At 44.2% G+C, this 14,737-nt stretch carries 16 protein-coding genes and 1 tRNA gene; 2 read left to right on the plus strand and 15 right to left on the minus strand.

All coding sequences use genetic code 11. The features are described 5' to 3' along the window. Positions 1-106: 106 nt before the first annotated feature. Together cydB and ICV90_RS10130 are read right to left on the minus strand one after the other, a co-directional pair. Positions 107-1,120, minus strand: a complete 1,014-nt coding sequence (gene cydB / locus ICV90_RS10125) for a cytochrome d ubiquinol oxidase subunit II (RefSeq protein WP_215358782.1) — start codon at positions 1,118-1,120, stop codon at positions 107-109. Beyond that, the gene (locus ICV90_RS10130) at positions 1,117-2,430 is read right to left on the minus strand and encodes a cytochrome ubiquinol oxidase subunit I (protein WP_251367737.1); all 1,314 of its coding nucleotides are present in this window, start codon (positions 2,428-2,430) and stop codon (positions 1,117-1,119) included. Before ICV90_RS10130 ends, cydB begins: the two co-directional genes overlap by 4 nt. A 268-nt stretch (positions 2,431-2,698) precedes the next feature. Here ICV90_RS10130 and ICV90_RS10135 point away from each other — a divergent pair, with 268 nt between their 5' ends. Then, complete coding sequence (locus ICV90_RS10135; RefSeq protein ID WP_215358784.1) at positions 2,699-3,670, plus strand: dienelactone hydrolase family protein; 972 nt, start codon at positions 2,699-2,701, stop codon at positions 3,668-3,670. Between the two features lie 148 nt (positions 3,671-3,818). Here the strand turns inward: ICV90_RS10135 and ICV90_RS10140 are convergent, their stop codons facing one another. The 6 genes from ICV90_RS10140 to ICV90_RS10165 form a co-directional block, all read right to left on the minus strand. Beyond that, positions 3,819-4,670 (minus strand): hypothetical protein, encoded by an 852-nt coding sequence (locus ICV90_RS10140; protein ID WP_215358785.1) that lies wholly within the window; start codon positions 4,668-4,670, stop codon positions 3,819-3,821. A 99-nt stretch (positions 4,671-4,769) separates the two neighbouring features. After that, positions 4,770-5,243, minus strand: coding sequence for a cupin domain-containing protein (locus ICV90_RS10145; protein WP_215358786.1), 474 nt, complete (start codon positions 5,241-5,243; stop codon positions 4,770-4,772). 476 nt (positions 5,244-5,719) lie between these two features. Next, a complete protein-coding gene (locus ICV90_RS10150; protein WP_215358787.1) occupies positions 5,720-6,286 on the minus strand; it encodes an SRPBCC family protein in 567 nt (188 codons plus the stop codon). A gap of 324 nt (positions 6,287-6,610) precedes the next feature. Further along, entirely contained in the window at positions 6,611-6,754 is a 144-nt protein-coding gene (locus ICV90_RS10155; protein WP_215358788.1) for a hypothetical protein, read from the minus strand. A gap of 168 nt (positions 6,755-6,922) precedes the next feature. Then, positions 6,923-7,234, minus strand: a complete 312-nt coding sequence (locus tag ICV90_RS10160; protein ID WP_215358789.1) for a cytochrome c, class I — start codon at positions 7,232-7,234, stop codon at positions 6,923-6,925. Positions 7,235-7,243: 9 nt separating this feature from the next. Next, positions 7,244-8,464, minus strand: a complete 1,221-nt coding sequence (locus ICV90_RS10165; protein WP_215358790.1) for a molybdopterin-dependent oxidoreductase — start codon at positions 8,462-8,464, stop codon at positions 7,244-7,246. A gap of 147 nt (positions 8,465-8,611) precedes the next feature. On the opposite strand from ICV90_RS10165, the gene ICV90_RS10170 reads away from it, so the two are divergent. Next, the gene (locus ICV90_RS10170) at positions 8,612-8,962 is read left to right on the plus strand and encodes a DUF3147 family protein (protein ID WP_215358791.1); all 351 of its coding nucleotides are present in this window, start codon (positions 8,612-8,614) and stop codon (positions 8,960-8,962) included. Between the two features lie 94 nt (positions 8,963-9,056). Here ICV90_RS10170 and ICV90_RS10175 read toward each other — a convergent pair whose 3' ends face one another. From ICV90_RS10175 to rsmB, 7 genes are all read right to left on the minus strand, one after another. Beyond that, positions 9,057-9,266, minus strand: coding sequence for a BrnA antitoxin family protein (locus ICV90_RS10175; protein ID WP_068949841.1), 210 nt, complete (start codon positions 9,264-9,266; stop codon positions 9,057-9,059). Positions 9,267-9,277: 11 nt separating this feature from the next. Further along, a complete protein-coding gene (locus tag ICV90_RS10180) occupies positions 9,278-9,556 on the minus strand; it encodes a BrnT family toxin (protein WP_068949842.1) in 279 nt (92 codons plus the stop codon). Positions 9,557-9,672: 116 nt separating this feature from the next. Continuing rightward, a tRNA-Phe gene (locus ICV90_RS10185) sits at positions 9,673-9,748 on the minus strand. A 101-nt stretch (positions 9,749-9,849) separates the two neighbouring features. Continuing rightward, a complete protein-coding gene (locus tag ICV90_RS10190; RefSeq protein ID WP_215358792.1) occupies positions 9,850-10,533 on the minus strand; it encodes a response regulator in 684 nt (227 codons plus the stop codon). Between the two features lie 2 nt (positions 10,534-10,535). Beyond that, positions 10,536-12,845 (minus strand): ATP-binding protein, encoded by a 2,310-nt coding sequence (locus ICV90_RS10195; protein ID WP_215358793.1) that lies wholly within the window; start codon positions 12,843-12,845, stop codon positions 10,536-10,538. Further along, positions 12,842-13,423 carry a DUF4390 domain-containing protein gene (locus ICV90_RS10200; RefSeq protein ID WP_251367738.1) on the minus strand — a complete coding sequence of 194 codons (582 nt, stop codon included), beginning with the start codon at positions 13,421-13,423 and terminating at the stop codon, positions 12,842-12,844. Before ICV90_RS10200 ends, ICV90_RS10195 begins: the two co-directional genes overlap by 4 nt. Beyond that, a complete protein-coding gene (gene rsmB / locus ICV90_RS10205) occupies positions 13,420-14,736 on the minus strand; it encodes a 16S rRNA (cytosine(967)-C(5))-methyltransferase RsmB (protein WP_215358794.1) in 1,317 nt (438 codons plus the stop codon). The genes ICV90_RS10200 and rsmB overlap by 4 nt, the downstream gene beginning before the upstream one ends. Position 14,737: the final 1 nt, after the last annotated feature.

The raw sequence follows: 14,737 nt of genomic DNA on the forward strand, positions 1-14,737 counted from the left end.
TGCGATAAGTAAGAAGTTTTTCTGCTTTCCAACTTACGGCTAGCAATCGCCAAATCTCCATTTCCTACCATGAAGCGTCTTTTTGAAGGGCGCTCAAACCATCGCTTTAGTAATAACTCAGCGGCTCTGTTTTTCCCCAAAAGATTTTGTAGGAATAAATCGTGTAACCAATAATGGTTGGCAGCACAACTATAGCCCCCCAAAATATGACCCACAATGACTCCGTAGCTGAAGCCGCCTCCCAAATCGTCATTTTGTCTACAACGATGTAAGGGAACATGCTGTAGGCGATTCCTAGAAATGCTAAGACAAAGATGGCTACGCTTAGAGCAAAAGGAATCCAAACAGGGGCAGGCTTATTCTTCTGCATTTTTAACAAGCTCAAATCAATAAAGATAAAACAAGCTAAGGTCAGAACTGGAAACGGCAATAAGAAAAAGACATTGGGGAAGGTAAACCATTTAGCCGCAATCTCCGAACTAAAGAACGGCGTCGCTACAGAAATGATTCCAACGCCTAGGGCCGTAAATAAGAGGCATTTCCTTGCCCAGCCAACAGCCTTTAGCTGTAGATCGCCAGACGTCTTCATAATCAGCCAGCCAGCGCCCAATAGGGCATATCCAGCCGGCAGGCAAAGCGCCACGATAAAAGAAAATATCCAGCCCAAATATCCGGAGTCAAAACCAATCACCTCTCTACCAACCATGACCCCTTGAGATGCAGCAGCTAAAAAGCTGCCAAAAAAGAATAGAAAGTTCCAGACTGCCTTCTGACTCAAATGGGCTTTTGCACGAAAGTCAAAAGATACGCCTCGTAAAATTAAACCAGCCAACATGATGCCTACAGGCAAATAGAGTTCAGTCAAAATAATTCCATGCGCCATTGGAAAGGCAATTAAGAGAACTCCAACTCCGAGTACTAACCAAGTTTCATTGGCATCCCAAAAAGGACCGATTGATGAAATCATGATGTCTTTTTCTGATTCACTTGCCTGATTCAATAAGATGCCAACGCCCAAGTCGTATCCATCTAAGACAACATAAGCAACCATAGCAATACCCATTGCAACCAAAAAGAAAAGGGGCAACCAACCAGATGGTTCGTATAAATTAGGAATCATTCTGATGCTCCTGCAATGTTGTTAGTGAGGCCTGATTTTTGCTCATCAATAATATGTGCAGGATTAGCTTGTCTTGCCAAGTAAAAAACAACCCAAATATAAGAAACAATAAGTCCTAAATACAGCGCAAGGTACATCACGAGCGTACCCAAAACCATATTGGTAGGCACTTTAGTAACTGCATCAGCAGTTTTTAGCACTCCACTAACAAGGTAAGGCTGTCTGCCTATCTCGGTCACATACCAGCCGGCAACTACCCCAACCCAACCAGAAAATGTCATCACACTGAGTCCCTTTAAAAGCCAGGTTGGTAGCTCTTTATTTTTTCTTGTGAGATAAAACCCAACGAATGCAGTTAAGAGCATCAACATGCCGATGCCGACCATGATGCGAAAGGCAAAGAAGATGGGGGCGACTGGTGGGGTTGCCCCAGGGAAAGCATCCAAACCTTTCACCTCACCGGCAAATGAGTGTGTCAAATATAAAGATGCGAGTTTTGGAATAGCTATTTCGTATTTATTGGCTTTAATGGTTTCATCGGGTATTGCAAACAAAACGGCGGGGGCACCTTTGGTGGTTTCCCAAATTCCCTCCATTGCTGCCACCTTAGCAGGCTGATACTCAAGCGTATTTAAGCCATGTGAATCACCAAGGACAATCTGTAATGGGGCCAACACTACCGCCATAGTCATTGCCAACTTGATCAGCGCTCGGTTGCCAGAAAGATTGATGCCCTTTAAATATCGATAAGAAGAAATGCCTGCAATTAAGAACGTTACAGTCAAAAATGATGCCGTCATCATATGCAGGAGGCGATACGGCATGGAGGGATTAAAGACAATCTCAATCCAATTGGTTGCATGCGCTTGACCATTGATCATCTCAAACCCTTGTGGGGTTTGCATCCAAGAATCTAAAGCAATGATCCAAAATGCCGATAGTGATGTACCGAAGGCAACTAAAAATGTGGCGATAGTGTGAGCTCTTTGAGAGACTCTTTTAGAGCCAAATAACATAATTCCTAAAAAAGTTGCCTCGAGGAAGAATGCCGATAAAACTTCGTAGCCAAGCAAAGGCCCTGCGATATTACCTACCGTTTGCATATATCCAGGCCAGTTGGTTCCAAACTGAAAGCTCATCGTGATGCCGCTAACAACGCCCAGAGCAAAGGTTAGGGCGAATATCTTGACCCAGAATTGATAGGCCTCACTCCATACTGAGTCACCTGTTTTATTAAATTTAACCTTGAAATAGAAAAGCACCCACCCCAAAGCAATAGATATTGTTGGGAAAAGAATATGAAAAGTCATATTTGACGCAAATTGAATTCTGCTCAAAATAAGCGTATCAAGCATTTTGTTACCTCTTATTTTTAATGTGCTTTTATTATGCTCTTTACCTTCTTGACCTGCTGAGGCTGATTTAATTGGCTTACCTCAGAATCGCATGTTGTTTTAACGATATTGCTAAGAAAACCTAAATCAAGCCTTCAAGGGTTTTCATTCAGGATCTTCACCATGGATTCTGCTACTATTTTTTGGCAACATCATTTAATAAAAATATTAGGGACACAATCAAATGAAGTGCTTGCTCATAGCCATTTTGGCGACTATATCTCTCTGCTCTATAGCGGAGACTGACATCGTGTATCCACCACGCTCAGAAATCTATTCCATTCCAAGCCTAACGATTTCCGATAAACAGTTTTTGCTGGGGGACAAGAATGGTAAAGAGGTAACTGTCAACGGCATTCTTCGCTTTCCACCAAAGCCCGTTAGTCAAAAAATTCCAGTTATCTTCTTGGTGCACGGCTCAAGCGGTATGGGAGCAAACATAGACTATTGGTCCAATCACTTCTTAGGGCAGGGCTATGCCACATTTAGTATGGATGGCTTTACAGGAAGAGGCCTAACCGTTGTGGGCCCCAATCAAGCTCTGCTAGGCAGATTGAATCTTGCTCTTGATAGCTATAAGGCAATGGAAATTTTGGCCAAGCATCCACGCCTAGATTCCAATAAGTTTGTCATGATGGGCTTTTCCAGGGGTGGTCAAGCAACTCTATTTGCCAGTGTAGAGCGATTTAATAAGATGTGGAATAAGAGTGGAACTGTATTTGCTGCACACATTCCGTTTTATGCTGATTGTGTGACAAGCTACATCAGCGACACAAAGACCACTGGCAAACCTATTCAGCTTCATCACGGTGTCACGGATGACTACAACCCTATAACCGCTTGTAGGGAGTATGTCGGTAAATTAAAAGCGGCCAACCAAAATGTAGAAATGTTTGAATATGATTTTGGCCCACACGCATTTGATTCTCCGCTTGGAGCAGTGCCACCAGTAGCTTCAAAAGACGCACAAACTGTTAGGTCTTGTAGGATTGTTGAAAAGACGCCAGGCAATTTAATTAACGCCCAAACAAATCAAGAGTTCAAGTACTCTGATGCTTGTGTTGAGTTAAACCCTCACGTGGGCAAAGATGATGATGCCACCCAAAAGGCAATCCGTGAAATTAATACTTTCTTAGTAAATCTATTTAAGAACTAGGCTTGTCAAAATAAGGGGGCGGAAGCTGCCTCCTTGTTTTTTATCGTTTGTAACGACATCACAGAAACCTGGAAATGAAAAACCACCAGAAGGTGGTTTTGGTATTTCATGATGGTCCAGGGCGGAATCGACCAGGGCCAAGAATGCCTTACTCTGTGGGAGCCAATTCTGCTCCAGCCGGCCTTTTGTAGCGGTTGTAAGACCACATATATTGATATGGCTTTGAAAGTATCATCTCCTCAAAATAATGATTCATTTCCGTACAGGCATCAACCAGGCAATCAGGAAATGCCTCATTCATCAACTGGCTCTTAATGAGCCAGCCCTTTCCTAATCCCAGTCTTTCTGCGCTAACAAAAAGGATTGCTACATTTACTTGGCGAGCCAATTTAATTGGAAATGAGGTTGTATAAGCATATTGATTAAAAAATTTAGCCCATACTCCATCGCCAACGCTAGGTACCTGATCTGCCAATAGGCCAACTACCTCGCCCTTTACTAAAGCTCGTTTAATCTGACGAACCCCGCTAATATTTGCCTCAACAAAATCAATTTCGGAGTGATGACGTGATTTAAGCATGAGCTCATTCACCCATCTTTTTCGAGCCGGTCTATACATCACTGTTGCTCTTGTATGCTCGGCAAAAATACGAGGCACTATTTCAAAGCCTCCTAAATGTGAAGCAAGAACAATTAGGCCTTTTCCATTTTTGGATAGCTCAACAACTTGATCCAAGCTTTCAATGGTGACTTTATTAATAGAGGATTTTGGATGCCTCCAAATCCATAATGTGTCGGCAAACATCATTCCAGATTCAGCGGCCACCTTCCAGGGGGTTGATTTGAAACCCGAATAATGGGCTGCGCTCTGATGATTTTTATACAGGCGTCGTCTGTACCTAGAAGAAAACAAGTAAACCAATGCACCTATACCGGCCCCAATAATTTGAATGGCCGCCAATGGAAGCGAGCTAAAGAGTCTCAGTATGAAATACCTCATTGGCCATTCTAGACGCTAACAAATAAAAAACCACCCGAAGGTGGTTTTAGTGTTTCTTGGTGGCCTGGGGCGAAATCGAACCAGGGCCAGGATTTCTTCCTATTGGCTTAACTTATGGGGTTTTCCAAAATGATCTTCCTTGGGATAAACCCAGACTGTCTTCACTGGTCCCATACCAATAATTTGCACTTGGGTATCAGCCGCCATGGCGCCATCAAAATGTACGCCGTTAGCCGGATGAAACATCAGACTACCTGCTGGCATTGGAATATTCTTTTTTGGATCCCACTCAGGGCCCATACCTGCATACCAGACCCCACTGATTACCGTAACAAATCGATCTTGATCGTGAGAATGGGGTGCACTCATTACTCCTGCAGGAAAAATATTGCGGACCACATAAATTCCTGGCTTGCTAGGGTCTCCGTATAGTGTGGTTTGCTTGACACCATTTTCATTGGTCTTCCAAACAATCTGATCTTCTTTAACTGTAATAAATCCGCCGGGTAAATTCTCTGCATAAACTGTCGCGGAGAATAAAAATGTAAACAGCGTAGCCAACAATATTTTCATAACGAACTCCCTGTCTTTACCTTAAATGAAAAGTCACCCAAAAGGTGGTTAATGTCTCCTCCAATCGATAACTATCTTGAATTGGCTTTTTATATGACAATTCAAGATAGTGCTAAGTGCGATGGGATTCAGCTAGGACTAACCCTTGAGCATAATAAGAATTGTCGTTTTAAACACTATCGCAAGTGCCGACCTTGGATGGACGTCGCTTAAGTCGACGCTTGACTGACGCGGGGATGGCAAATCTCCAGCTCATAAAGGGTTCCTTAAAAAGACAGCTCTCGATGGGGATACCCTCAACTAATGGCGTCTAGCCTGCCAAGCCACAAAAGAAAATAGCACAACAAGTGGGCTATTCAGATTCTTGGTGGCCCCGGGTAGAATCGACCAGGGCCGAGGGGAGACAATTTTGCACCTAAGAGCATCGCCTCAGGTGGCGCCGCTGATTTAGTCAATGCGTGCAAAAAAAGTGATAGCTATTTACAGGCCACTGCTTCAATAGACTTGTGTTGGATAGCTCTTTGCGCCATAGATTCAAATCGCCCCCGCATACTATTTTTTAAAAAGTATTCAATGATGGCTGAGGGGATAATTGAGTTAGGCTCAATTTGAGCATCATACTTAAAAACTGTTTTATCTTTTTCCTCTAGCAATTTCCAGGTTCCCTTGTAAGACCTATTATCGCCGCTGATCTGCTCAAAAGTTAGAGACCTATTTGGTAGCTCTGTATATTCCACCGTTGATTTCATCTCTATAGAGAAAAATAGAATTTGCTCTTCAATCACTCTGTATACGCGCACCTTATTTCCCACTCTTGAAATAACCCTTGCTTCAATTATTCCCGGGATATTCTTTGAGCCCTCATAATCTGTAATGAATACATGGGCACTACAAATATTAATTGGCACGGAATAACTTGCTTGAGCATGAAAACGGCCATCAACCTGTGTCACGCTAACCCGAACATCAAAGGGATTGGGATTCTCTTGAGCAAAGCTCTGAGTGATAAAGAAGGCTAAGGCAAGTGTTGAAAACCATTTCATTGATAGATTTTAGGATCTTATGCATTTTGCTGTTTTAAACGGCACATTGGATAGATCAATGTGTCCTACAGAATACTTCTTCTGTAGTAAATCTGATAAAGCAATCCAAGAGATCATCATGCAGACACCAGAGGATGCGATAAGTAAGAAGTTTTTCTGCTTTCCAGCTTATAGCTAGTAATCGCCAAATCTCCACTTCTCATAGCTTTACATTTGCTCTTGCTGAACGACCACATGAAAAAACCACCCGAAGGTGGTTTTGAGGTCTACTCCAGCCAATAAAAATCTGGGCGTAGAATTTAAGGTCCAGATAAGGAATCCTATTTAATAAGCTTGTTGTTGCTCATGGGCCCGATCTATGGAAGAGGAAACCCTCTCATTCGCCTTCGAATCAGCCAATACAGACGCGCTAACAGCTCCCGCAAAGAAGGCAATTGCTACTGCCATCAAAAATCCTAATTTATGCATGACTAATCTCCAATATGAATGTGCGCCTTTAGATTAAAGTGATCAATCACTTTTGGAAATACAACTTTAGCTCTAGTCACAAAGATGCAATAAAAAACCACCCGAAGGTGATTTTGGTATTTCTTGGTGGCCCAGGGCGGAATCAACCAGGGCCGGGGATGTTTAATTCTATTTCCTGTTTGCCCCATAAGTTTTATTAAGGTAGTCGACTATGACTGGAACCTCCTCATCAGTAATGGGCGCCTTAAATACATTTTTCATCCTTAAAACTTGAGCATTCCAATAGCCAACTCCCGTATTGGGCGGTTGATATTCTGCATAGTGGGCAGAGTGGCAGGTAGAACATTTCTGTAAAGTCAGCTGATAGCCGGGCAAATCTGATGGTCGCCATAAAACAGTATCGGCTGGTAACTCAATCGTTTTAGCTAGTGCCATTTGTGTCAAAGCTAGAGCAGATAGAAGGATGATAGTTTTTTTCATATTTTCTCCTTAAACCGCTGTGACTTTTACAGTCTCAACAATATTTCGCATATAGCCAGCCGGCATCCAGCTTGCAGTCATGGGCTGAATTTGGCCGGCATGATTAAATGCTCTGACCCTTAAGTCCAATATCCCTTTTTGTTTTGGCGTAAATTCAATGCGCCACTCTCTAAATGAGAAACGTCCAAGGTCTTGGCCCAATCTCGCCTCTGTCCAATTTTGTCCATTGTCCTGCGAGAACAAAACCTTCTTTATTCCATAGCCAGCATCAAAGGCAATGCCTCGAGCTTGAACGGGCTTACCAACAGTGACAACGCTATTGTCTGTAAAGTTAGTAATGAAAGAGCGAATCGTAAATTGATTAATGGGGATGGTTTTTGAGGGTGCCGTTCCTGGCGCGACACAGTTACAGTCATTATCAGGAATACGATAAGCAGGATTCATCCAATAGCCGTTGTATACATCATCGACCACTTTAATTTCACTAAGGTGCTTAACCCAATACGTTCCGTAGTAGCCAGGAACAATTAACTTGATTGGATAGCCATTTAAGAAAGGAATATCTGTTCCATTCATTTGATAGGCAACCATCACATTGCCATCCATGGCGTGATCAATATCTAGACCTTTTACAAAATCTGAATCGCTTGGGAGAATTGGCTGATCCAAGCCATTGAAAGTTACTTGCTTGGCTCCACTACCGGGATTGGCCGCCTTCAAAATATCTTTTAAGGCAACGCCAACCCAAGCGGCATTACCCATCGCACCATTACCGAGTTGCCCACCATTAACTCTAGGCTCAAATAAGCCGCGGCTATTACCAGAGCATTGATTAACAGCAACAATGCGTTGAGATGGAAAATTTTTCTTTAATGCCTCTAGAGAAATCTCTAAAGGCTTTTCTACATTACCGCCAACTTTTAATCTATAAGTGTTGGGATCTATCGATGTTGGAATGCCGGCCATGTGATAGCGTACAAAGAATTCATCATTTGGCGTAATGACATGATTGTCGTAATACTTAAATGGTGTTTCTAATTGCGGCGGCCTGGAAGTAAGCACAATCATGGGCTTCTTCTCAGGAAAAGCCATGAGTTCGCGCTCACCATAGGCTATAGGTAAATTTGTTTTCTCTGCGCCTATCGCCCAAGATGGCAATAATGAACTGGCTCCACCAGCCAGTGCGGCTGTAATGACTTTACGTCTATTGGTAAAGTTATCTGAATTCATGGATGTCTCCTCCATAGTATTTTTGGTTGAAGTAAGAATAGCTACTTTTGAAGAGACATGCGTTGGTGATTACCCTCATCACACATTAAAAATGTCGTTTTAAACGACATTCCTATAATGGGGCAAGCAATCACTATAAAGGCTTTTATGGCTTGGATCATTACAAAGTATCTATTAACAGCAGGAATGGTTGTATTCATCTCTGAGGTTGCCAAACGCAGCAATAGGTTGGGTAGTTTTATTGCGGCATTGCCACTAATGACATTCTTAACCTTGGTATGGCTCTATGTAGAAAATCAACCTGATGAAAAAATTGCTAATCACGCCTATTACACATTTTGGTATGTGATTCCAACGCTACCAATGTTTCTATTGTTTCCTTACCTGCTACCAAGGCTAGGATTCTGGGTGACCATGGGTGCGTGTGTAGTGGCAACAGCCATCTGCTTTGGCTTATTTGCCTTGGTGATAAAAAGCTTTGGAATTAATCTGTTGTAAATAAAAAAACCACCCAAAGGTGGTTTTAGTGTTTCTTGGTGGCCCGGGGCGGAATCGAACCGGAGCCTCAGGAAATTCTCATCCCACCCCTAGACTACTTCCAGCTAAGGTTCAATTTCTTATGCGAAGCGGCACAATCTCTCAAATAGAGATTAATGAGGCTTTGATAAGGAATTCCAACTTCTTCTGATACAGATTTGAAGTAACTCACTGAATCCTCATCCAATCTAATCGTAATGGGCTTCTTGAGCATAGAAGCATATGGATTTTTACGAGCTTTTGAGAAATCATACTCTTTACGCATCTTCATCACCTTTAATAAGCTTTTGACTCTTTAGGGGTTGCCTTACGAGCCGAAATAATACGAACGACATTACCCTCGCTTCGATAACAATGGCAAACCAAAATCACACGAAGAGAATGGCTTACTCCCAGCAAGATAAATCTGTCTTCGTCCTCCGAATGATCGGGGTCGGAAATTAACTTAGCACTTTCATCATAAAACACAGATTTCGCCTCTTCAAATGAAATACCGTGTTTCTTCAGATTGGCTGAAGCTTTTCTAGGTTCCCATTCAAATCGTAACGAAGTCATATGTACATTGTACATACATCAGCTGGGATAAGCAACCAGGGTTAAAAATCCTGAATCACGCAGCCTTTCCGAAAGACCAAATGAAAAAACCACCCAAAGGTGGTTTTAGTGTTTCTTGGTGGCCCGGGGCGGAATCGAACCACCGACACAAGGATTTTCAATCCTCTGCTCTACCGACTGAGCTACCAGGCCAAGAATTGGGATTATAACGAATTGGCTTGGATCATCTTCAAATTTGCTTAGTAGCCCATGATTTCTGGGTTTTGTGGTATTTGCCCTTATTGGGTGGTCGCCTAGCTCTCGCCTTTATTGCGCGAGGTATCTATTCCCAAGGCCTTCAGTTTGCGATACAAATGGGTTCGCTCTAGACCTGTGTACTCTGAAATCTTGGTCATACTGCCGCCCATGATTTGCATTTGATGTTCAAAATACGCCTTCTCAAACAAATCTCTTGCCTCCCTCAAAGGAAGATCAAAGTATGTTTTTGCAATCCCACTAATGTATTCGCCCTCAACAGCTGGGGCAGCCGATTCGGAAACCACCTGCTTTGGCGTGACAACGGAATTGGCGCTCGACTGAACGGCTCTCACCCGTTCTGGCTCAACATATTTAGGAGAACTCTCCAGGGCCTTGCTAACCGTCTTTAAAAGCTTTTGTAGAGCAATCGGTTTTTCTAAAAAATTGAGTGCGCCAATACGAGTGGCCTCAACTGCAGTGTCAATCGTTGCGTGCCCAGACATCATTACTACTGGCATCGTGAGCTGGCCAGTATTGGACCACTCCTTTAACAATGTAATGCCATCGGTATCGGGCATCCAAATGTCTAACAAGACTAAGTCAGGGCGCATTTGTTCGCGAATAGTGCGCGCCTGTACCGCGCTTTCTGCAGCGTACACAGTATGGCCTTCATCAGTGAGAATCTCATTGAGAAGCTCACGAATTCCCATCTCGTCATCAACAACCAAAATACTAGCCATGCTTATGCTGCCTCTTTTGCTAGATTCATAAACAATATTGACACTTTCGCACCAACCACTTCTTCACCTTGCATGCGGTTCCGAATTTCAATTTTGGCCGAGTGATCATCAATGAGTTTCTTAACTACTGCCAAACCCAGACCCGTGCCTTTGCTCTTTGTTGTTACGTAAGGCTCAAAGGCTCTTGCCAATATCTTAGCTGGAAATCCAACCCCACTATCACTTATTGTTAATCGCACAGCATTTTGAGCTACGCCATTGTGTTCGCCATAAGGGACTAATTCTGTCTTAACCTCTACCGGACTACTGGGGCGAGGCCCCTCAAGAGTGGCATCTTGAGCATTTTGTAGCAAGTTATGGATTACCTGCCTTAGTTGCGTGGGATCCCCCATGATCTCTGGGCAATGAGGATCTAACTGAGTGCGTAATGGACTGCCCTCGTACAGACCCAAAATTTCTGAAGTAAGTGTGTTGATGGAAACTGACTTGAGTTGTGGGGTTGGCGTCTTCGCAAAATCCCTAAAGTCATTCACCATTTCTTTCATGGCTTGTACCTGACCAATGATGGTTTCGGTGCTGCGATTAATCATTTCTTCTTGCTCTGGGCTCAGCTTACCTGCAAGCTTATGCTGCAATCTTTCCGCGGAGAGCTGAATGGGCGTTAGAGGGTTTTTAATTTCATGAGCAAGACGTCTAGCAACTTCACTCCAAGCGATAGATCTTTGTGCGCTCACCACATCAGTAATGTCATCAAAAACAACCATACGTAAATCGCCAGTCAGCTCTGTACCGCGCACAAATAGAGTTACCCCCAATTCATTTTCAAATTCATTTGTAGTGTGTAGTTGAATTTGTTTTTGCCACACCGGCGCATTAGTCGGCGTGGTCTTTTGTTCTGCATCTCCCTCGCCCAGCACTGCGAGCTTCATAGTAGAAAAGCCTTCTTTGATGACCCCCTCAAACTCCAACAGAGCCGGTCTGCTGCCGAGGGGCTTTCCATCAAGGAGAGTAAGGTCCTGACCAAAAATACGATCTGCGCCCTCATTGCTAGAAACAACGTTGTAGTTTTTATCAAAAATGCATACGCCTGCCGTGAGACTTCCCAACACGCGCTCTAAGAATGCTTTGGATTCTTGCAAAGAAGTTCGGGTGTCAGCCAACTGCCTAGTCATGACATTAAATTGCCGTGTAAGCATGCCAAGCTCATCGCCAGTATCGAGCTCTGGCTTGGGAGACAAATCTCCCTGTGCAACTGCCTGGGTGCCTCTCAGAAGCATTAGAAGGGGGCGCGCAAGCTGCCTACCCAACATCAAAGCCAAAGTAATGGCCACGAACACCGCGAAGAAAAGAGTCAGGGTTAAGGTACCCACAAACATCTTGCGTAGACCAGTGCGCCCCAAGGCCTTCTCTTGATATTCGCTATACGCTGACTCCACCGCAAAAATATTCTTGGCCAAGGGCGTTGGAATATAGCGTACTAGCTGTAAAAAATATTTGTCTTCCACATCTTTGCCTAAATCTGCTTTGCTATAGATCGTTTTTTTACGAACAATCGGGACAATTGCTCTAACTCGATAGCCCCGCTGCCCACCCTCTACCTCAATTTGATCTAGAAAGGTAATGCCCTTCTTTTTAAATGCCTCCGCAACCACGTCTGCACTGGGCGCAGGAAAGTATTTTTTAGGTTTTATCTCGCTGGTGAAGATCAGATTGCGCTGCATATTAAAAAGACTAAGCTCTTGAATGCCAAATTGATTGCGAATCTTCATTACTGAGGTGGCCACCTGCTCAGCGCTAGTGCCTGAGGGTATCTGCACAATCTGTTCGGCAATAAAATTGCCCTCGCCCAAAATTTCTTCTTGGGCTACTCGCAACGTTACGCGCCCCAACTCTAAACCCGAGTTCAGCGCTGTCTCTACTTTGACGTCAAACCAGGTCTCAATACTGCGCGACACAAACTGCAATGACACGCCGTACAAAATTAAGCCCGGAACGATTCCGACTAAAGCAAAAATCATGGCTAACTTTGCAATCAAACGCGTACCAAAGTGCCCGCGATACCATCGTACGGCGATAACAGCCACCAAAATCAAAATGACTAGAGTCAAGCAAATTCCGATTACTACATTGGCGGCGTAGAGCCAAATAAAGTAGTTATCAAAAAATTCTGTGTTGGAAGAGGCAATCGCCAATAAAACTAAAAGCAATAAAGCAAAAGCGCCGATCACACCGATCGTGACCGGAATGATTTTTTTACTCCAAGCCTTGGATGTAAAAAAACCCGGGTCTAGCATGGCTGCTATCGATCTCATCGCTTAATTAAATTAGGGCCAGTAGGAGAAAATGGAAAGCGGTACCAATCGCTTGATACATTCCAATCGCGATTGTTTAGTGCGTTTACTTGAAAAGGTTTTGGTAGCTTACTAAGATCCAAACTCATGCGCATACTGGCTGTATAAGATTTGCTAGGATCTAGTTGAGAGCCCTCAATAACTCGCCATCCGCCAATACTACCCACTGCTTGCAATGCCTCAGACATGGTTCTGGCAGAAAAAGTAAAGCCCTCTGATGCTATTCGGTACTGCTGTGTGAGTGGCTGATAAGAAAGGCGGGCCTGCCTTTGCACAAGCGCAGACTTTTCATCAAACCAATACCAACGTGATCGAACTAAATCAAACTCTGTTTGGAAATAGAGAACGACGCCTTTTTGCACGGCATCTTCTAGTCCAGGAGATAGCTCAATCTGGAAAGTTGCGTTGAGAAGCCAGTCGTTATCCGCCTTCTCCAACTCAAAGGATTTGATCTTGATTCCTTCGGCGCTAACGGTGGTTGAAAAAACACCCAACACCATCAAGAACAAAATGAGGAATTGTTTAATTCTTCGGCTCATGGCCCATTTTTCTTAAACAAAGCATAGTAAAAACCGTCGTTTAGTTCGCCCGGCAAAATCTGGCCTGAAGCGCCTAATCGTACCGCATTGGAGTGTTGCTCAGCAAACCAAACAGCCTGCTCCTCGCCCTCCTCGGGAAATATCGAGCAAGTGACGTACAAAAGGGTCCCTCCTACCTGGAGCATCATCCACGCCTGATTCAAAATGGCTCGTTGTCTTTCTTGTAGCGCCCTAATGTCTGCTTCGCGCCTTAAAAATGGAATATCAGGATGTCGCGACACTATTCCAGAGGCCGAGCAAGGGGCATCAAGCAGAATCTTGTCAAAAAGAACGCCATCCCACCAGGCCGCCTTGGAAGCGTCGCCGCGTAACACGCGCACTTTGTCGGACTGCAAACGCAGGCGATCTAAGTTGCCACCAATTTTTCCAATACGCTCGCCGTCTAACTCTAGAGCCCGCATTGAACAATCTGCAAGCTCCAATAGATGTGCCGTTTTTCCACCGGGAGCAGCACAGGCATCCAACACCAACTCTCCCACCTGAGGACTTAGTAAGACTGCAGCCAGTTGTGCGCCTGCATCTTGTACAGACACAGCGCCAGTATAAAAACCAGGTAGATCGGATACGGGAACCGCTTCAGGCAACAGGAGAGCGGAAGGCAATTGAACGCCCGCCAATTCTTCTATTGGCATTGAAGAAATTCCGGACTCAGACAATAAGGCTTGATATTGCTCGCGCGTATATTGTCTTTGGTTCACACGCAAAATTAATGGTGCACGCTTGGCCTGTTGAAACAAAATCGATTGCCATGCTTTGGAATAATTGCGTTTCAGATTAGCACGCCACCAAGCAGGTACATACATTGGAATTGGATCGGGCGGAAAACGCTTCTCGCCCTCTGGTGGTTGCACCACGAGACTTACCTTGCGCAGGACCGCATTCACTAAACCTTTGGCATACATGGTTTCGTCATATTCACCACAAGCCTTCACCGCCTGATCCACAATCGTGTGAGCTGGATAGCCCTTGCTCTCGGCTGGATCTTGCAAAAATAAGGCAATCGCAACGCTAAGCAAATGATCTACTTCAGGGGGTGGAGTCTTTGGAATGAATTGCTTAATGAATTCGTGAGAGCGCACCCATTTGCGAAGTGCATCAAAGCTCAAGCTCTGAACGATCGGGCGTTCGTGGGCCTCTAGCTGATCGAGAAGCTCAGTAAGCGATCTTCCGCTCATGACCTCGCTTACCGCTTGTGCAGCAATCGTGATTGCTTCAGAGAGCGGGAGACTGCGTGGTGTTTTTTGATCAGTCAAA

This window comes from Polynucleobacter sp. JS-JIR-II-b4, from assembly GCF_018687815.1.
GTDB lineage: Bacteria > Pseudomonadota > Gammaproteobacteria > Burkholderiales > Burkholderiaceae > Polynucleobacter.